General features: G+C 71.5%; 16 protein-coding genes. 9 read left to right on the plus strand and 7 right to left on the minus strand.

What is annotated here, in order from left to right; all coding sequences use genetic code 11:
* Positions 1-77 precede the first annotated feature (77 nt).
* The 4 genes from M1R94_RS01265 (at position 78) to M1R94_RS01280 (ending at position 6,066) form a co-directional block, all read left to right on the plus strand.
* A complete protein-coding gene (locus M1R94_RS01265; protein WP_249379846.1) occupies positions 78-2,429 on the plus strand; it encodes a TIGR03773 family transporter-associated surface protein in 2,352 nt (783 codons plus the stop codon).
* A 29-nt stretch (positions 2,430-2,458) separates the two neighbouring features.
* On the plus strand, positions 2,459-3,979 hold the full coding sequence (locus M1R94_RS01270) for a choice-of-anchor M domain-containing protein (protein ID WP_249379847.1): 1,521 nt from the start codon (positions 2,459-2,461) through the stop codon (positions 3,977-3,979).
* Between the two features lie 63 nt (positions 3,980-4,042).
* On the plus strand, positions 4,043-5,269 hold the full coding sequence (locus M1R94_RS01275; protein WP_249379848.1) for a COG1470 family protein: 1,227 nt from the start codon (positions 4,043-4,045) through the stop codon (positions 5,267-5,269).
* Complete coding sequence (locus tag M1R94_RS01280) at positions 5,266-6,066, plus strand: class I SAM-dependent methyltransferase (protein WP_249379849.1); 801 nt, start codon at positions 5,266-5,268, stop codon at positions 6,064-6,066. Before M1R94_RS01275 ends, M1R94_RS01280 begins: the two co-directional genes overlap by 4 nt.
* A 117-nt stretch (positions 6,067-6,183) precedes the next feature.
* Here the strand turns inward: M1R94_RS01280 and M1R94_RS01285 are convergent, their stop codons facing one another.
* The 4 genes from M1R94_RS01285 to M1R94_RS01300 form a co-directional block, all read right to left on the minus strand.
* Positions 6,184-6,483, minus strand: a complete 300-nt coding sequence (locus tag M1R94_RS01285; protein WP_249379850.1) for a hypothetical protein — start codon at positions 6,481-6,483, stop codon at positions 6,184-6,186.
* 12 nt (positions 6,484-6,495) lie between these two features.
* Positions 6,496-6,855, minus strand: coding sequence for an ArsR/SmtB family transcription factor (locus M1R94_RS01290; protein WP_249379851.1), 360 nt, complete (start codon positions 6,853-6,855; stop codon positions 6,496-6,498).
* A gap of 69 nt (positions 6,856-6,924) precedes the next feature.
* Entirely contained in the window at positions 6,925-8,139 is a 1,215-nt protein-coding gene (locus M1R94_RS01295; RefSeq protein WP_249379852.1) for a BaiN/RdsA family NAD(P)/FAD-dependent oxidoreductase, read from the minus strand.
* A gap of 79 nt (positions 8,140-8,218) precedes the next feature.
* On the minus strand, positions 8,219-8,788 hold the full coding sequence (locus M1R94_RS01300) for a hypothetical protein (RefSeq protein WP_249379853.1): 570 nt from the start codon (positions 8,786-8,788) through the stop codon (positions 8,219-8,221).
* 115 nt (positions 8,789-8,903) lie between these two features.
* On the opposite strand from M1R94_RS01300, the gene M1R94_RS01305 reads away from it, so the two are divergent.
* On the plus strand, positions 8,904-9,338 hold the full coding sequence (locus tag M1R94_RS01305; RefSeq protein ID WP_249379854.1) for a MarR family winged helix-turn-helix transcriptional regulator: 435 nt from the start codon (positions 8,904-8,906) through the stop codon (positions 9,336-9,338).
* A complete protein-coding gene (locus M1R94_RS01310; RefSeq protein WP_249379855.1) occupies positions 9,335-10,012 on the plus strand; it encodes an NAD(P)H-dependent oxidoreductase in 678 nt (225 codons plus the stop codon). Before M1R94_RS01305 ends, M1R94_RS01310 begins: the two co-directional genes overlap by 4 nt.
* A 64-nt stretch (positions 10,013-10,076) precedes the next feature.
* Here M1R94_RS01310 and M1R94_RS01315 read toward each other — a convergent pair whose 3' ends face one another.
* The 3 genes from M1R94_RS01315 to M1R94_RS01325 all read right to left on the minus strand — a co-directional run bounded on the left by M1R94_RS01315 (position 10,077) and on the right by M1R94_RS01325 (position 14,633).
* Entirely contained in the window at positions 10,077-11,462 is a 1,386-nt protein-coding gene (locus M1R94_RS01315) for an APC family permease (RefSeq protein WP_249379856.1), read from the minus strand.
* Positions 11,463-11,598: 136 nt separating this feature from the next.
* Complete coding sequence (locus M1R94_RS01320) at positions 11,599-13,296, minus strand: FAD-dependent oxidoreductase (protein ID WP_249379857.1); 1,698 nt, start codon at positions 13,294-13,296, stop codon at positions 11,599-11,601.
* A 29-nt stretch (positions 13,297-13,325) separates the two neighbouring features.
* Positions 13,326-14,633, minus strand: coding sequence for a YeeE/YedE family protein (locus M1R94_RS01325; RefSeq protein WP_249379858.1), 1,308 nt, complete (start codon positions 14,631-14,633; stop codon positions 13,326-13,328).
* Positions 14,634-14,976: 343 nt separating this feature from the next.
* On the opposite strand from M1R94_RS01325, the gene M1R94_RS01330 reads away from it, so the two are divergent.
* The 3 genes from M1R94_RS01330 to M1R94_RS01340 are packed head-to-tail and all read left to right on the plus strand — an operon-like array spanning position 14,977 to position 19,152.
* Positions 14,977-18,381 carry an EAL domain-containing protein gene (locus M1R94_RS01330; RefSeq protein WP_249379859.1) on the plus strand — a complete coding sequence of 1,135 codons (3,405 nt, stop codon included), beginning with the start codon at positions 14,977-14,979 and terminating at the stop codon, positions 18,379-18,381.
* A 10-nt stretch (positions 18,382-18,391) separates the two neighbouring features.
* Complete coding sequence (locus M1R94_RS01335; protein WP_249379860.1) at positions 18,392-18,790, plus strand: VOC family protein; 399 nt, start codon at positions 18,392-18,394, stop codon at positions 18,788-18,790.
* Positions 18,787-19,152, plus strand: a complete 366-nt coding sequence (locus tag M1R94_RS01340; RefSeq protein WP_249379861.1) for a DUF1905 domain-containing protein — start codon at positions 18,787-18,789, stop codon at positions 19,150-19,152. Before M1R94_RS01335 ends, M1R94_RS01340 begins: the two co-directional genes overlap by 4 nt.
* Positions 19,153-19,164 lie beyond the last annotated feature (12 nt).

The following is a 19,164-nucleotide window of genomic DNA, read 5'->3' on the forward strand; positions in this document are numbered from 1 at the left end:
GGGGGACGTGGGACGCGGGACGTTCAGAGCGGACGGGCCAGCTGGACTTTGTTGAGAATGATTCCTAGTATCGTCCCGTGCTCGAGACGTCCCCTTTGTCCGCTCCGCTCCCCTCGTCGTCAATCTCCCCGCCACATGCCCGGATCGACACCACCCGCCGGCGACGCCGCGCCCTCGCCGGGGCCGCAGCACTGCTGCTCGCCCTGGGCGTGGCGACCGAGGCCATGGCCCTGTCACACGCGGCGCCGACGGGTACCGGCCCCACCGCTGCCGCGCGACAGGTGCTCGCCACCGAGCACACCGACGCCATCTCGGTCTTCCTCGACAAGGGCGCCCTGAGCCTCGCCACCAAGGCGGACCTCGGGTCGAGTCGTGGAGTCCGGCTCGACCCCGACGCTGTCGTCTTCCACGTCACCGACTCCGCGCTGCGAGCCGCGCCGAGCGGCAGCGCCTTCACCTTCCTCGGGGTGGCGCCGGGCAGCCCGGTGCACGTGATCCCGCAGGCCTACACGTCCGGCGTGCTCTGGGCCGGGTGGAACACCGAGAGCGTTCCGCCCTCAGCGGTCGACGGACCGGTCACCCTGACCTGGGAGCAGGTCAGCGGACCGGGCGCGGTCGAGGTGTACGAGAGCGGCCTCGACGGCCCGCGTCGTCTCTTCAGCAGCCGCGACAGCACGCTGCGGAGCCTGGCGGTGCCCGCGAACACCCACGCGCACGCCAGCTGGGTGTTCACCGCCCCCGGCATCTACAGGGTCACTGTCAGCGCCTCGGCCCGAACCCCCCAGGGCGCGGCACTGTCAGCACCGCCACGCACCTACGTCTTCGCGGTCGGAGGGACGTCCCTCCCCGCACTCACGACCTCCGTCTCCCTCGACGCGCAGGCAGCCGACGAGGGACGGGTCAGCATGAGTGCCCAGGTCCGCTGGGCAGGGGCGGAGCAGGCGACGGCGCCCGAAGGTCGGGTCGAGCTGCTGCACGTCGGCGGAGGCGTCGAGACGCCGCTGGGAGACACCCCGGCATCGGCGGGGCGCGCCCATCTGACGGCGACCGTCCCGGGCGGCGGGCAGCTCGTCGCGAGGTTCGTCCCCAACGATCCCCAGCTCGTGGCGGGCGCGACCTCCCCCGGGGTGACCAACCCGCTCACGGCCACGGCACCGCAGGTCACCGGGCTGCGCCAGCAGTACCAGCCCGGCGAGCAGGTCGAGCTGGCACTCGAAGGTCACGACTCCCTGGCCCCCCACGGTGCACGGTGGGCCGTGCACCGCGTCGGGGCAGGCGAACCCGAGCAGCACACCGGCTGGACCCTGTCGATGCTCGCCACCGACGACCTCGACGGCGCCCGTGTGGTCGTCGACCTCCAGGACGCCGACGGCGGGCCCCTGGGCCAGACCCCTCCGGTCGTGATCCGTGTCGCGTCCTCACCGGCTCCGTCCCCCGCACCGTCGCCCGCGCCGCTGTCTCCGTCACCGACCTCGACGGATCCGCCATCCTCCGTGGAGAGCACGCCCTCGCCGAGCCCCCTCCAGGCTCCGCAGGGCGTCGACGCGGACGCAGCACCGGCGTGCCTGCCGACGCCGGTCACCGAGACGGTCGACGCGGGCAACGTCGACATCGTCACCGACGGGCACCTCGACCTGGGGCCGACCGTCCGCGACGGCCGCCTGGTCGCGGCGGTCAAGGACGACCGGTCCGGGACACCCGTGTGGCGATCACCCGAAGAGCTGGTGCTGCACCTCGACGGGACCTCCAGGACACCCGTCCCCACCGGCGGGGACTTCGCGTTCCTCGGGACGGGACACGTCTGGACGATCCCCCTCGCGCAACGTTCGGGCATCCCCTGGCTCGGGTGGAACACCCAGCACCCGACGATCGCGGGACGGACAGCGGGGCCCATCACGATGACGCTCGAGTCCGTCGACGGTCCCGGAGACCTCGCCGTCTACTCCCTGGACACCTTCGGAGGCGTCGGGGAGCGGTACTTCGGGAGCGTCGAGGGCTTCCCCCGTTCGACCGCCGTCCCCGTCGGTGCGGCAGGCGCGCACGTCCACGGGATCTGGGCCTTCACCGCCGAGGGGGCCTACCGGGTCACCATCGGCTTCTCGGGCACGGTGGACGGCGCCGCGCTGACGGGCAGTGCGGTCCTCGCCTTCGCGGTCGGCGACGTCGACCCCACCACCGCCGTCCAGTCGACGACCGTGACCCGGTACGAGGGACGGACCGCGGACGGGCAGGAGTGCGAGCTCGACCCGGCGCTGACCGGCCGCGCCCTGGCGCAGACCGGCCTCGACGACCAGTCGCTGACCGACCTCGGCATCGTCAGCGGCGTCCTGCTGGCCGCTGGAACAGCCCTCGCAGGGCTGTCCGCCGTGGGGCGCGAGCCGCGGCGCCGCAGGTCGAACCCCACCACCTCCCCCACCACCACAGGTTGATCACGCACCACCACACCGAGAGGAACAACATGGCACTGACGACACTACGGAGGCGCGCAGGCGTCTCCGGCGCCCTCGCGGCTCTTGCCACGATGGCGCTCACCCTTCCGGCGCAGGCGGTACCGGTCGAGGAGAGCGTCTACGCGGGCAGGACGGTCATGTCGACCGGCCACCTCGACCTGCTGTACGTCGACGTGATCGACGGCCAGAACCGCTCCATCACGCACACCGAGCTGGGCAACCTCGATCCGGCCGAGCTGGTGCTGCACGCCAAGCCCTCGGTCGCCTCGCGGACGGTCAGCGCGACCGTCGCCACCCTTCCGGGCATGAAGGCCCAGGGCGAGACCTACTACCTGCTCCCGCAGACCAGCCAGCTCGGCCAGCTGTTCGTGGGCTTCGGCTACTCCTCGGCCCTGCCGAGCGGCACCGCGATCACCCACCAGATCACCGACTTCGAGGGCGCTGGTGAGCTCATCGCCTGGCAGAACTCCGAGGACGGCCCGCTGCCCTTCTTCGGGTCGCACGAGTCCGCCCCGGCCGCCTTCACGAGCGAGGCGAACCACGAGCACGTCAACTGGGGCTTCACCGAGCTCGGCGAGTACCTCATCACGGTGACGTCGTCGGTGACCGTCCCGGGCGGGGAGGCCGAGACCCTCGCCCCGGCGACCTACACCGTGCTGGTCGGTGAGGACCTGCCGGCCGCTGACCCGGGCACCGATCCCGGTGACCCGGTCGACCCGGTCGACCCGGTCGACCCCGTCGACCCGACGGTGCTGAGCATCACGGGTCTCGGGCACCACTACCACGCCGGTGGTATCGCCACCCTGACCGCGGTCCAGGAGCCCGACACGGGCATCGACCACTACCACTGGTTCACCCGCGCGGACGCCTCCGCGGAGTGGTCGGTCGTGCCCGGTGCCGAGGCGGGCACCTACAGCTTCGTGGTGCGGACGGCTGACCATGGCTCTCAGGTCAAGGTCGTCCTGTACGACCACGACCACAGCGTGCTCACCGAGTCCGACCCGGTGACGATCGCCGTCGACGACCACGGCAACGACCCGGTCAACGGTCCGACCATCACTGCGACGCTCCCCGCTGTCGACGGTGCGCTCACACTGAGCGTCGCCCCAGAGAACCGTGAGGTCGACCTGGGTGAGCTGACCCTCACCCCCGCCGCCGACCGCTTCGCCGCTGAGGGAGCGCTCAAGCCCATCACGGTGACCGACACGCGGGCGGGCGACCCGGGCTGGTCGGCCTCGGGCCGGGTCCGCGCCTTCACCACCATCGACGGGTCCACCCTCACGGGTGCGCACCTCGGGTGGGCCCCCAGCGTCCTCGAGGCGAGCGAGGGGCAGTCCGTCACCGCCGGACCCGCAGTCGCGGGAACGCTGAGCGGCGGCCCGGGCGTGGGTGCCTGGAGCGTGCTCGGTCAGGCGCCGGAGGGTGCCGGGCGCGGCACCACTCAGCTCGGTGCAGAGCTCCTGCTCGAGGCCCCGACCACGCTCGAGCCCGGTACCTACACCGGGATGCTCATCCTGACCGTCATCTGACCCGCTCTGCCGTGGCCCCCCGGATCACCTCCGGGGGGCCACGGTGCGCCCGAGGAGACCCCCATGCCCGGACACCGTTCACCCCTCACCCGGCACCGGTGGCGCAGCATGCTGCGCACCGCGGCAGCAGAGCTGACGACCCGCACCGGCCTCGTCCTGCTGTCGGCCGCCCTCGCTGCGGGGATCGGTGCGACCGAGCCACCCCCTGATGCCGCGCCCGAACCGGCGCCGACCTCGTGGTCGGTCGCCCCCGCGACCAGCGAGGGACCGGACGGCCGGGCCCGGTTCGAGTACATCGTGGAGCCGGGCCACCAGTACGACGACCACGTGGCGATCCGGAACGTGGGCACCGAGCCCCTCGAGCTCGAGGTGTACGCGGCGGACGCCGCGAGCGGTGAGGACGGGAGCTTCACGGTCCTCGCGTCCGACGAGCCCAGCAGCGCAGTGGGCGGCTGGCTCACCCTGCCTGTCCAGAACCTGGAGATCGCACCCCGCGACACCGCCCTGGTCCCGTTCAGCATGATCATCCCGTCGGAGGTCGAGCCGGGGGACTACGCCGGAGGCATCGTCGCGGTGGTGCACACCCAGGGCACCGGCGAGACCTCTGGGGTCGACGTGCAGACCAGGGTCGGTACCCGCGTGTACGTGCGGGTCGCCGGCCCGGTCGAACCGGGACTGACGGTGGAGTCGGTCACCGCCTCGTACGCGCACGTCGTCAACCCCGCTCGACCCGGGAGCTCCGTGGTGAGCTACACCGTGGTGAACACCGGGAACGTGCGTCTGGACGCCGTGCCCACCGTCGAGGTGAAGGCTCCCTTCGGCCTCTGGTCGCACGTCGTCGAGGCAGACCCTGTGGTCGACCTGTTCCCCGGGATGGCCGTCTCCCGCACGATCGAGCTGCCCGTGGCACCCCTCGGGCCCATGACCGTGGACGTCGTCGTGCAGCCCGTCGCCTCAGCGGGCCAGGAGATCACCGTGCCGCAGGTGCGGGCCGGCACGGTGATCTGGGCTGTGCCCTGGGCCGCCCTGGTGGTCCTCGTGCTCCTCGCGCTCGTCGTCTGGTCGGCGGTGCGGGCGCGGCGACGGGTGCGCGAGCGTACCGATGGGCCCACCAGGGCAGGAAGCACGACGCCGGCACCCGAGCGGGCTCCCACGACTGACCGCCCAGCGCCGGCCCACCCGCGCGAGCCCGACGACGCAGCGACCCCGCGAGGCGGGACGGCCGACGAGCGCCCCGAGGTGCTCCCCACCGGGCGGGCCACCCCCGCGGCAGGTCGGGACCCCCGGTGACTCGGAGCCGGTCGGACGCGGCGCGCTCGACGGGGCCGACGAGCAACGGTCGGCTCGACCCGGAGCTCGCGGTCGGCTGGGTCGCTTCCTGGGACCGGCAGCAGGAGGCGTACGCGGTCGGCCGCGAGGAGCGCTTCGCGGTCGTCGCCGAGGTGGTCGCGACGGTCGTCGCCGCACGGCCGGCGCCGGTCGTGGTCGACCTCGGCTGCGGCCCCGGCTCGCTCGCGCTCCGCGTGGCGCGCCGCATCCCCCGCGCCCGGGTGATCGGCATCGACACCGACCCGCTGCTGCTCGCGCTCGGGCGGGCGGCGTCGCCAGAGGTCGACCTGGTCGAGGGGGTCGTGGCGGCCCCCGGGTGGACCGGTGCTCTCCCGCGCCCGCTCGACGCCGTCGTGTCCTCGACGGCCCTGCACTACCTCCGGCCCGACGACCTGCTCGGTGTGTACACCGACCTGGCGGCCCTCGTGCGACCCGGCGGTGTGCTCGTCAACGCCGACCACCTCCCCGCCGACGACGCCGTCCTGGAGACCCTCGCGCGCGACGTGTCACGCCGGCCCAGGTACGACGCGGAGCCGCCGCTGGACGCGGCCACGGCCTGGAGCTCCTGGTGGGACGCGGTCGCAGCGGAGCCGCTCCTTCAGGATCTTCTCGACGAGCGCCGTCGTCGGCCGCAGGTCACCGATGATCACCCCCTGTCCGCAGCAACCCACTCGCGCCTGCTCCGCGAGAGCGGCTTCCGCCACTGCGGGGTGGTCTGGCAGGACGGCCCCAGCACGGTCCTCGTCGCCGTGCGGTAGCACGTGGTCTCTCGCCGCTCGCAGCCGAGGACGCACACGTGCAGCGAGGACGCACAGGCGTCCGTGCGTCCTCGCTGGAGATGTGCGACCTCGCGCCGGGCGCGGGGCAGGCTGGGCTCAGTGCTCGTCGACGTGGTCCTCGTGCTGGGAGTGGTGGTGGCCGTCGTGGACGTAGTCGGTGTGGCCGGCGTGCTCGACGGTCTCGTGCCCGCAGTCGGGGCCGTGGGCGTGGTCGTGCGCCTCGTGGACGGCGTGGACCTCGCCCTCGTGCTCGTCGACGTGGTCCTCGTGGACGTGGTGCAGGTGGCCCTCGTGCAGGAAGTCCACGTGCCCCTCGTGCGGGACTGTGGCGTGCCCGCACTCCTCGCCGTGGGTGTGGGTGTGGTCGGTGTGGACACGGTGCGTGGCGGCGCTCATCGCGGTGCTCCTCTATCTCGTGGGGTGCTCTGACAGGGCGTGCTCGTGATGCTCCGGATCGACGACCGGGACGTTCTCGGGCTGCGGAGGTTCGCCGACGTGGGCGAGCGCGTCGGCGACCAGCGCGCTGATGTGGGTGTCCATCAGCGTGTAGACGACCTCTTTGCCGCGCCGGTCGCCGCGCACCAGCTGGGCACCCCGCAGGACGCGCAGGTGCTGCGAGACCAGTGACTGCGAGGCCCCCGACTGCTGCACCAGCTCGTGGACGCAGGCGGGGCCGCGCTCGAGCTCGATCAGGAGTGCCAGCCGCGCCGGGGAGGACAGGGCCTTGAAGAGCTCTGCTGCGCCGCGGACCGACTCGTTCTCCTTCACACGCAGATATTAGCACCTCTTCATATGACCGCAAGAGGCCCCTGAGGGCCCCTCCCCGGGCCGAGGGCGCTACCGGCCGAGCCGGTCCAGCGCGCCCTGCGCGGCAGCCACCCCGGTGCTGAACGAGGCCTGGAGCAGGTATCCGCCCGTGGGGGCCTCCCAGTCGAGCATCTCCCCCGCGACGAAGGTGCCGGGCAGGCTCCGCAGCATCAGTGACGCGTCGACCTCCGACCACGCGATGCCCCCCGCGGTCGAGATCGCCCGGTCGATCGGCATCGTCGCGGACACCACCACCGGGGTCGCCTTGACCAGTGCCGCCATCTGGCCGGCGTCACCGGGCAACGCACCGCCCCCCGCCTCACGCAGCAGCCCGATCGCGGTCGGGTCCAGGCCCGTCCGACGCAGCCACGTCGAGCCCGAGTCCTTCGGCCGACGGCGCTCGAGCCGCTCGGCGAGCTGGTCGACACCGAGGTCCGGGCGCAGGTCGACCTCCAGGACGCACGACCCGTCGGCGTCGAGCGCGTCACGGATCGCGGCGCCGATCGCGTAGACCGGGCCGCCCTCCAGCCCGGTGCGCGTGACCATCGCATCCCCGCGCACCCCGTGACCCGACCCCTGGACCGTGAGGCCGACCTGCTTGAGCGGTGCACCCTCGAAGCGGTCGGCGAACAGGGGCGTCCACCCGACCCGCACCCCGACGTTCGCCGCCCGCAGGGGCGTCACCCGCACACCACGGTCGGTGAACGGACCTACCCAGCCGCCGTCGGACCCGAGCCGGGGCCACGACGCCCCACCCAGGGCGAACACCGTCACGTCGGCGGTGGCCTCGGCCGTCGTGCCGTCGGCCGCCGTGAAGCACAGCCCGGTGCCGTCTTCGGTCCAGCCCGTCCATCGCTGCCGCCGCTCGAGGCGCACCCCGAGTCTGGCGAGGCGCGCCAACCAGGCGCGGACCAGCGGCGTCGCCCGGAACGACCGGGGGAAGACCCGGCCGCTCGACCCGACGAACGTCGGCTCCCCGAGCCCCGCGCACCACTCACGCAGGTCGTCGGGACCAAAGGCGGCGAGCATCGGGGTGAGCCGGTCGGCGGAGTCGCCGTAGCGGGTGAGCAGGCGCTCGCGGTCCTCGCTGTGGGTGAGGTTCAGCCCACCGTGACCCGCGAGCAGGAGCTTGCGGGCGACCGAGGGCATCCGGTCGTACACGGTCACCGCGAGACCGGCCCCGGCCAGTCGCTCTGCGGCTATCAGTCCTGCCGGTCCTCCGCCGACGACGCACGCGGTCGCCATCGTCAGGTCCGAGTGGGATCGACGACGCTGCGCGGCACCCGCCGAACATAGTCCACCGGCCTGGACGGCGGGGCCGCGACTAGGGCCCGAGCAGTCGGTCAAGGACGGGAACAACCAAGAGCATCCATCCGGCGAAGGCCAGTGCGGTGGTGACGAACGGGTACGCGTGGGCGAAGGCGAACGCCTCCGGCCAGCGGCGTCGGTAGTCCTTGGCCCGGCTGAGGTAGTCCCCCTCGAGCCTCGCGGGCACGCCCAGCGGCTCCCACATCTCGCGGAGCCGTCGCTTCCGGGCGATCCGACCCCGCGGGATGCCCTGTGCGCCGATGCGCAGACGGACGGCCCCGTCGTGCCCGATCACCACCGCGTAGAGCACGATCGAGTCGGGGCCCTTGGTGTTCACGTACACGACCTCGATCAGCGCGACCCGGGCGACCTCCGCGATTGCCAGCGCCTTGGACCTGCCCCACCGCGACCGCCACGTCAGTCGACCCGAGTGGACCGCCACCGTGAAGAACGCCGCCCGGTCCGCTCGCGGTGGGCGCGGACCCTGCCGTGGATCGACCGGCCGCACCCCGACCACCAGGCCCTCGACCAGCTCGACGAGGCGCAACCACGTCCACGCGGTGCGTTCACCCGGCTCGACCCCCATGCCCGCTCCGTCGGCGCCCACGTCGCTCGGCTTGAGCGGACCTCGAGCCGCGGTGCACTCCACTCAGGATGTCAACTGGTTGACAGCCTGAGTGTCAACCGGTTGACTCATCACCATGAGCGATCGCATCACGTACTCCCTCAACCACCTGGTGACAGCGATGAACGCCTACGCCGACCAGGTGCTCGCCGAACGCTGGGGCCTGACGTTCAGCCAGTTCACCTTCCTCGCGGTGCTCGAGGACGGCCAACCCCTCGACATCACCCGCATGGCCGAGTGCCTGGGGGTCTCCAAGGCCGCCGTCAGCAAGCGCGTCCCCGGTCTCCAGGCCAAGGGCTACGTGCAGACCGTCGCCGACCCCGCCAACGCCCGCCGCGTGCTGCTCACCCTGACCGACGAGGGTCTTCGCCTCGCCCACGAGGCCGGCGGCCTGCTCGACGCCGAGCTCACCCAGCTGTTCGAGGGCCGCGCCGACCTCGACCTCGACCGCACCCACGCCGACGTGCTCCTCATGCTCGAAGCCGTCCTCTCGAAGGGAAACCGCTCATGAGCCCCGCCCGACCCCGGATCCTCGTCGTCCTCGGCCACCCCCGTGGCGACAGCCTGTGCGCCGGCCTCGCCGACGCCTACGCCGCCGGCGCTCGCGCCGAAGGCGCCGAGGTCACGGTCCTGCGCCTCGGCGAGACCGACTTCGACCTCGCCTCGCGCGAGCCCAGCCTGCTCCGCTGGCACGGCCCCGACCAGGTCCCGGCCCGCGAGCCCGAGGTCGAGCAGATGATCGACGACGTGCGCGACGCCGACCACCTGGTGATGGTCTTCCCCCAGTGGTGGGGCACCTACCCGGCCCTGCTCAAGGGCTACATCGACCGCGTGTTCCTGTCCCGGTTCGCCTTCGCCTACCGCGAGGGTTCCTCGCTGTGGGACAAGCGCCTCACCGGCCGCACCGCGCGGGTGCTGATGACCATGGACAGCCCCCTGCTGTGGGACACCCTCAAGTACCGACGTGCCGCGGTGACCTCGCTGACCCAGGCGGTCCTCGGCTACTGCGGCGTACGGACCGTCGGCGTGACCCGCTTCCCCAGGGTGCGCTTCTCCACCGCGCAGAAGCGCGCGGACTGGCTCGCCCGGGTCGAGCAGATGGGACGCAAGGACGCCCGTCGCACACCCGCCGTCCGACCGGTCGAGACCGACGGGCACGCGGCGCTGGCGACCCCGACGCCCTGACGCGCTCGCCGAGCTCCCTGAGCCGTCCGGCCACGGCGTCCCGCAGATCCCCTGAACGGCACTGTCAGGCGGGTACCGCGACGCGGTCGGGTTCCGGGGCCTCCCACTGCGCCTCGCCGACATCGGGGGCGTCGGGGTGGTTTCGCGAACGGAGGTAGACGATCGTGCCGATGATCACCCAGACGCCGAGCATGACCATCGCCGGCACGCTGAGCTGCCCGGGCGAACCCGGCCAGGCGAGGAGCGCGATGAACCCGACGGAGAACGCCAGACCCACCAGGGACAGGTTCCGCTCAGCGCCTGCGCGACCGATGCGCATGCTGATGAAGCAGGTGTAGGCGTACGCTACTGCCGCAAGCATCGAGGACATGTCGACGATGTAGTTGACCACCTCACGGCCTGCCCACGGCGCCAGCAGACTGACCCCGAGAACCGCCAGGACGGCCCGGTCGAGAACGTGCTTGCCGCTCCGGTGCGTCAACCCGATCGGCAGGAACCGGTTCCGGGCGAGGGAGGAGATCAGACTGCTCGCCGCCAGGGTGAACGCGCTGATGCCGCCGAGGACAGCGCCGACGAGCGCACCGACCAGCAGGACGAAGCCGATCGGGCCGACGTACTGGGCCACGGCAGCGCCGGTGGCCCACTCCTCGGCCGCTGCCTGCTCCGGGGTGAAAGCAAGGGCCGTGAGGGTGTTCATCCCGATGTAGAGCACGGCCCCGATGACGATCCCCACGACGGCGAGCTTGGCAGCACGCCTCGGCGGGTAGGAGAGCTGCTTGGCCACCTGCGGGATGACGTCGAAGCCGACGAAGAGGAAGGGCACGATCGCAACCACCGAAGCGACGCGCCCCCACTCGACCGTCCACCCCGTCACGTAGGCGCCCACGAACTGGTCGACGTCACCGAGCACGAGCATGAGCGCGAACAGGATGGTCACGTTGATGAGCAGGCCCAGCACCAGGACGCTCTCCGTGCGGGCGCTGACCTTGAGCCCACGCAGGTTGAGCCAGGTGAACAGGATCATGGTGGCGCTGGCGATGGCGATGTCCGTGGCGTACACCCCGAAGCCCTCGACGGTGTAGAGGTACCCCTGGGAGATGCCGTCACCGAAGATCCGTTTGAGGACGAGCACGAAGGCGGTGCCGTTGAGACCGACCATGCTGGTGTAGGTCAGGACGAGGGCCCACCCGACGACGAACCCGTGGCCGCGCCCGAGGAAGCGGGCGGCGTAGGCCGACTCCCCCCCGTCATCCACGTGCCGTTCGAGCATCACGTGGTACCCGCGCTGGATGAAGACCACGGCCACAGCACCGATGGCGAACCCGATCGCCGTGTCGATCACCCCTGGACCAGACAGGAACCGGGTACCGGGGAGGGTGAACGATCCCCACCCGATGATGGCTCCCACGACCAGGACCACCGTGTCGAACCGGGACAGGCGTGCGGTCATGGAGGCTCCAAGGACAGCCGGGTGGCCCGCCGGCATGCCGGCGGGCCGGGGGGGGGCGGGCGCAGCGGGGGCGGACAGGAGCCCGGGGGCCGGGGGGGCCGCCCCCGGCCGGGGGGCGGCCCCCCCCGGCGGGCGATCAGGCGAAGTTGTACTTCGTCACGAGCGACTCACGACCGGTGGCCTGGTCGGTGAAGTACTCGTGGTTGCAGAACCCGAGGAAGGAGCCACCGATGTTGATCGCATTGGGGAAGCCCAGCTGGTTCAGTGCCCGCACGACGTTGTACGACCGCTGGCCGATACGGCAGTGGCAGTACACGGGCCGGTCGGTCGGGATCTCGTCGAGCCTCTGGCGGAACTGGCTCATCGGGATGTTGATCGCGCCCTTGATGTGCGCGAAGTCGTACTCGTTCGGCTCACGGACGTCAATGATGAACGCGTCCTCCTCGACGATGAGCCGTCGCAGGTCCCCCACCGTGACCTGGCTGATCACCTTGTTCAGGACGTTCAGCGCGACGAGGGCCGCGTTGTTCACGACGTCCTTGGCCGTGGAGTACATCGGCGAGTAGCAGAGCTCGAGGTCCCGCATGTCCTCGAGCGTCCCGCCCATCATGATGAGGGTCGCGATCACGTCGATGCGCTTCTCGACGTTGCCGGGGCCGACTGCCTGGGCGCCGAGAACGCGTCCGGTAGGCACCTCGAAGAGCAGCTTGAGGTGCATCGGCCTCGCCTCGGGCATGATGCCGACCATGTCCGAGCCGATGACGTACACCTTGTCGAACGACATGTTCTCGGCACGGCACTCGTCCTCGGTCAGGCCGGTCGACGCTGCGGTCTGCTCGAACACGCGCACGACGGCCGAGCCGATCACGCCGGTCTGGCGCTGGGACATCCCGCAGATGTGGTCTGCGGCCGCTCGTGCCTGACGCTGGGCCGGTCCAGCCATGGCCAGCCTGCTCGGCTTGTGGGTGAGCTGGTTGAAGACCTCGATGGCGTCGCCCACGGCGTAGATGCTCGAGTCGCTCGTCCGGTAGTGGCTGTCCACCGCGATACCTCCGGTGGAACCGATCCGCAGGCCGCTCTCGACCGCCAGGGTCGTCTCGGGCCGCACCCCCACCGCCATGATCACCGCCTGCGCCGGCAGGGTCGCCCCGGAGGCGACCGTGACCGTGTCAGGCCCGATCTTCGCCAGGGCGTCGTTGAGCACCAGCCGCACGCCCCTGTCGTGCAGCTCGCGGTGCAGGAGCTGGACGATGTCGCTGTCCAGGCGCATCATCACACGGTCGCGCATCTCGACCATGGTGACCCTCTTGCCGGCCATCTCCAGGTTCTCGGCGACCTCGAGCCCGATGTACCCGCCGCCGACGACGACCACGTCGCTGACGTGCTCCTGGTCGACGTGGCGCTTGAGCCGGTCGATGTCGACAACGTCGCGCACCGTGAACACGTGCGGGGAGTCCGCGCCGGGAATCGGCGGGACCAGGGGTACCGCGCCGGGAGAAAGGACGAGGAAGTCGTAGTCCTCGTCCCAGCGGTCGCCCGTCTCGAGGTTGACGACCACGACTGTCTTGGCCACGCGGTTGATGGCCACGACCTCATGGCGTACCCGGGCGTCGATCGCGTACTGCGTGGCGAACACCTTTGGTGTCATGAGCACCAGAGAGTCGGCATCAGGGATGATGCCGGAGAGGTGGAACGGCAGCGCGCAGTTGGAGAACGAGACGTCCCGTCCCCGGTCCAGGACGAGGATCTCGGCTCGCTCGTCGAGCCGTCGCAGGCGAGCGGCGACCGACATCCCGCCGGCCACACCCCCGACGATGATGATCTTCTTGCTCATCAGAGTCCCACTTTCGCCCGGCACGCGGGTCACACGTAGTTCTTGGGCAGGGAGTGGGGGTTCGGGCCGATGATGTTGACCTTGCCCCCGAAGTACTTCAGGGCACCCAGGGCACCGGCCCACAGGGCGAGTCCGAAGACCCATCCGGAGAGCGACAGGTTGCCGATGCCCGAGTAGAGCGCACCGATGTTGCAGCCGTTCGCCAGGCGGGCGCCGATGCCCATCAGCAGGCCCCCGACCATGTAGGTCATGATGTCGAGCCCGCGGAACTTCACGTCGAAGCGGAACCGGCTGGCCAGGAGCAGGGCGACAGCGGCACCCAGGATGATGCCGACGTTGCGCACACCGGTGCCGAGGTTGATGACGCCACCCGCGACGGCCTCGTTCGCCGCGGCGAAGGCCGGGTGGGTCAGCTCGATGCCGAACAGGTTGAGGAACCAGATGCCCCACTCGGAGAAGACACCTGTGACGCCCCACGACTTCTTGGTCGTCATCAGGATGAACAGGAACATGAACGAGAGCAGCACGGCCCCGGTGACGAAGGTCCAGCGAGTGACGAACAGGGTGTGGAACGTCCGGTAGCTGAGGAACCTGTACGGCTCGCCGGCGGGCTGCTCAGGCAGCTCCTTCTCGTGCTCGCTCCACTGCTCGACGGCGTAGTGACCCTCAGCCTTGCGCTTCTGCTCGTACCACCGGGTGATCGCGTAGATCCCGAGGAGCCCGGCAAGGGTCACCGCGACAGCGCCCGGGTAGCCGAGCGTGTCCGGAAGGTAGACCCGCGTACCGATCTCGCTGAGCGCGGTCGCGCTGAACTCGTAGGTCATCCAGACGCCGACCACGGAGCCGACGATGAACATCGGCAACGAGAAGGCGGCTCGCAGTGCCCCCTCACCGAGGTCCGACAGCGTGCCGGAGGCGCAACCGCCGGCCATGACCATGCCGATCCCGAAGAGTGCGCCACCGATGAGGAGCGCGATGCCGATGAACCCGACGTTCTGCGAGCCGGGGATCACGGCGTCGCCCTCCGCCGCGACCGCAGCGATGACTGCTCCACCCTGCGCGGCCGCCCAGTGCAGACCCGCGGTGAACGTCGAGGAGAGCGCGAAGGTGATCACGAGAGCCTTGGTGAGGCTGCCCTCGCCGGTCATGTAGATCCGCTTGACCCCGCCGGCGTAGCCGAACCGTGAGCGGGTCAGGATGTACCCGAGCGCGAGCCCGGTGATCATGAACAGGGCGAACTGGGCTGGGTCGGCAGCGAGCGGCATACCGATGGCGAACGCTGCGACGAGGACACCGAGACCCCACCACACCTGCGACGTCGCCCGTACAACGGGCAACGGCTTCATCGTCCGGTCGACGAGCCCTTCGGACGCACTGGACGTTGTCGTGGAGCTGGCCATGTGGGGCACTTCCTTGGGTCCATGCCGGCGAGGCGCGATGGAGCTGTGCCCGGGGCGCCTCTCACGGGGGTGCCAGGTTCAACGTATGGGCGAGCACTCACCGAGTGGGAGGGCCTACGTCCTGCAGGACGTTCGTCCTCGGCAGGTCGCCGCAGCGCGCGACCGGTCCCGTCCGACGCACCCACGCGCAGCAGCGACTCCCGTCCAGCGCTGAAGCCCTCACGACCCGGCAGCACCGGTCGATCATGAAGGCGACGATGCTGCACGAGGGAGTGGGCCGATGACCGATGCCCCCGCTGGGGGAGCAGGCAACATCCTCGTGCTCACCCTGCACACCGGTGGCCACTACTACGGCGAGATCCTCGCCGGGGTGCTGCGCACCGCCGCCGTGGCCGGGCGTCACGTGGTCGTGGCCGAGACCCGCGACCCCGGGGGACGCCACGGGGACCGCTCCTGGGGTCCGGCGTTCTCCCTTCCCCTGGCGTGGGACCGGGTGGCCGGCGTCGTCTCGATCGCGAACTCGGCCACACCCTCGTACCTCGCCGCCCTGCGTGAACGCCGGTTCCCGATCGTGCTCGCGAGCGAGGTGCACGAGGGCTTCGACGGCCCGGTCGCGCTGCCTGCCAACAAGGTCGCCATCGAGGCCGCCGTCCAGCACCTCGTCGACCACGGGCACACGAGGATCGGGTTCGTCGGTTCCCTGGACATCCGCGACTTCCGCGAGCGCTACGCGGCGTACCAGGTCGCGATGACCGCTCACGGGCTACCGGTCGACGACACCCTGTTCTTCCCCACGGCCGACTTCTCCCGCGAGAGCGGAGCGGCCGCGGCCCGTCGACTGCTCGCCCACCCCGCCCCCCCGACGGCGATCGTCAGCGCGACCGACGCCAACGCGATCGGGCTCATCCAGGCACTCACCACCGCGGGGCTCCGCGTCCCCGACGACCTCGCCGTCCTCGGCTTCGACAACACCGAGGGGGGTGCGTACTCGACGCCCAGCCTGTCGAGCGTCGGTCAACGGTTCCAGGACGTCGGCGCCCTGGCCGGGCGGCTGATCATCGACCTCGTCAACGGTCTCGACGTACCCGCCGGCAGCTACACGCCCGAGACGGTCGTCATGGCCCGGCGTGCGTCGTGCGGGTGTCGCTCGGACCTGACCGGCGCAGCGCGTCACGGCCGCCAGGTCGCCGCTCCCCCGACGGTGCACAGCCCGGTCGACGGGCTCCTCGCCGCAGCCCGCTCGCAGGACGAACGCACCATCCTCCGCTCGGTGGCGCGACAGGTCGAGGCACTGACCCTGTGCCCGCTGCCGCCCACCGATGAGCAGCTCACCGAGGTCGTGACCGCCCTGCGGGAGGTCAGCCGCGACGCGGAGGAGGTGCAGAGCATCGCCGCCGACCTCGCCGAGCACGTCATCGACGGCGTCGGCACCGTCGTGCCCGGCGAGGAGGTCGACCCGCGCACTCCCGGTCACGGGCGCATGGCCGCCACGCTCTGGGAGCTGCAGGCCCGGGGGCACCGCCACGGTGAGCGACGCCTCGACGCGTCCTCGATCGAGCTCGAGAGGATCGCGAGCTCCCTGCTGCGCAGCGACGGCGAGCACACCCGGTCGCTCGCCTGGCTTGCCGCGACCCACGTCCGCGCCGGGGTCCTCGCTCTGTGGGACGGCCCGCCCTCCGCGGGTCGCCTGCGGATCGCGGGCCTGCACGACCCCGACGGGCTGACCGGCCACCGGCTCGGTGAGCTCGTGGGGGTCAGGCAGTTCCCCGGGGAGGCTCTCGCCGCCGCGAGCCGCTCGTGGGACCGGGAGATGTGCGTGGTCCTGCCGGTCGCGTCGCACAGCAGGTCATGGGGACTGCTGGCCCTGCTCGGTCGGGTCGACACGAGCTCGGTGCGTGAGCCCTACCACCAGATGACCGAGCTGCTCTTCCGGGCCCTGGAGTCCGAGGAGCTCGAGGACGCCGTCCGCACGAGCGGTGAGCGCTACGCCTGGGCGGCACGCGCCTCCAACGACGGGCTGTGGGAGCTCGACGTCGTGACCGGACGGTTGTTCCTCTCGGCCCGTTGCCGGGACCTGCTGGGTGTCGGCCCCGAGGAGGAGGTCACCACCGAGGACTGGCTCGGGAGGGTCCTGCCCCCGGACCGCGAGCTCGTCGCGCAGGCCCTGGCGACGACGACACGACGCCCGGGCGTCCCGACGGAGATCGAGTACCGGCTCGCCCCGCGGACCCCTGACGGCAGGGCGGTCGGGGCCCGCTGGGTGCTGAGCCGTGGGCTCGGCGTCCCGGGGCCCGACCAGGACGCCGTGCGTCTGGTCGGCTCGCTGGCCGACGTCACGACGCGACGCGAGCTCGAGCTGCGGCTGCGCCGAGCCGCGATGTACGACGAGGTCACAGGGCTCGCCAACCGCCGCCTGTTCCTCGAGAGCCTGTCCGCCGCGATCCGGACCAACCAACGCGACCGTGGCCGCAGGTTCGCGGTGATCTTCCTCGACCTCGACGGGTTCAAGCTCGTCAACGACTCCCTCGGTCACCTCGCCGGTGACGACCTGCTGCGTGCCGTCGCCTCGCGGATGAGGTCCGCGACGAGGGCGGGCGACACCGCCGCACGCTTCGGCGGGGACGAGTTCGCGGTCCTGCTCACCGACCCGGTCCCGGACGAGCTCCTCGCGGTGGCCCGCCGCCTCCAGGGCCTCATCAGCCGACCCGTGCGCCTCGACGGGCAGGAGGTCTCCGTCACCGCGAGCGTCGGGATCGCGACGTCGGAGAGCGGCTACCTCGACGCCGAGGACGTGCTGCGTGACGCCGACACGGCCATGTACCAGTCCAAGGAGGCGCAGCGCGGGACCGCGACGATCTTCGACCAGACGATGCACGAGCGGGTCACCGATCACCTGCGGTCCCGCACCGAGATCCGTACCGCGCTCGCCGAACGCCAGCTCGTCGTCCACTACCAGCCGATCGTCGGGCTCGACGGCTCCCCGGTGACCGCGTTCGAGGCCCTCGTCCGGTGGCAGCACCCCGAGCGCGGGCTCCTGCTGCCCGGGCAGTTCCTTCACCTGGTCGAGGACACCGACGCCATCGTCACCCTGGGCCGCTGGGTCACGGACGAGGCATGCCGGCAGATCGCACGGTGGCGTGACGACGGGGTCGGCAGCGCGCAGGTCTCGGTCAACGTGTCCAACCTGGAGTTCTGGCACGAGGACCTGGTGCCCTGCTTGGTCGAGACGGTCGCACGGCACGGGCTGCCGGCGTCGTCGTTGGTCCTGGAGATCACCGAGTCGGTGCTCATCACCGACGTCGAGCGGGCCCGGCGGACCATGACCGACCTCGGCGGGCTCGGGTTCCGGCTGCACGTCGACGACTTCGGCACCGGTCAGTCGTCGCTGCAGACCCTCCAGGCCTTCCCGGTGCACGCCCTGAAGATCGACGGGTCGTTCGTCCGCGGCCTCACCGGCTCGGACCGTTCTGCGGTGATCGTGCGTGCGGTCGTCGCGATGGCCGGCGGGCTCGGCATGGACGTGATCGCCGAGTGCGTCGAGCTGCCCGACCAGGCGCGGATGCTCCGGGAGATGGGGTGCGCCCACGGCCAGGGCTGGCTGTTCGCCCGGGCGATGCCGGGCGAGGAGGCCGGAGCGTTCATCGGCCGGAGGCTCGACGTGACCGGTGTCGGTGGTCGGCCCTAGCGTGCAGGGCATGGGCGCACGCGTGCAGGAGGTGGTCATCGACTGTGCCGATCCCGCGGGGCTCGCGGGGTTCTGGGCGCAGGTGCTCGAGGCCCGCTGGGCATCGGTCGACGAGGGCTGGGCTGTGGTCGACGCCGACCCGATCCTCATCGCGTTCCAGCGGGTGCCGGAGGCGAAGCAGTCACCGAAGAACAGGCTGCACCTCGACGTGCGGGTGGACGCGGCACCCGAGGCGGTCGCCCGCGCGGAGGCGCTCGGCGCCCGCCGGACCGGGCAGTCCGAGCTCAGCACGACCGGCGACGGCTACGTGGTGCTCCAGGACCCGGAGGGCAACGAGTTCTGCTTCGTGGTCGACGAGGGCGGCACCTGGACCTCGACCATGCGCGCTGCGCTCGACGCCGCGCCATGACCCACCCGACCTACCGCTTCACCACCACGTTGTGGCAGACCGAGGGCGTCGGACCGTGGGTGATGCTCACCGTGCCCTTCGAGCAGGCCGACGCGATCGACGAGGTCTCCCAGGGGCAGCGGCACGGCTTCGGCTCGGTGCGGGTCGAGGTGCGCATCGGCACGACGACGTGGCGCACCTCCTTGTTCCCCGACCGGCGCCGCAAGAGCTTCGTCATGGGGGTCAAGCGCGCGGTGCGCGACGCCGAGGGGCTCGACGTCGGCGACACCGCTGAGGTCGAGGTCACTCTCCTGGAGGTGACCGTGACCCCTCCGTCGGCGCCGTCGCCACCCCGCAGCAGGCCGTCCTCACCGACGCCCTGACCGCCCCCGATC

This window comes from Actinotalea alkalitolerans (assembly GCF_023369855.1).
Classification (GTDB): Bacteria; Actinomycetota; Actinomycetes; order Actinomycetales; family Cellulomonadaceae; genus Actinotalea.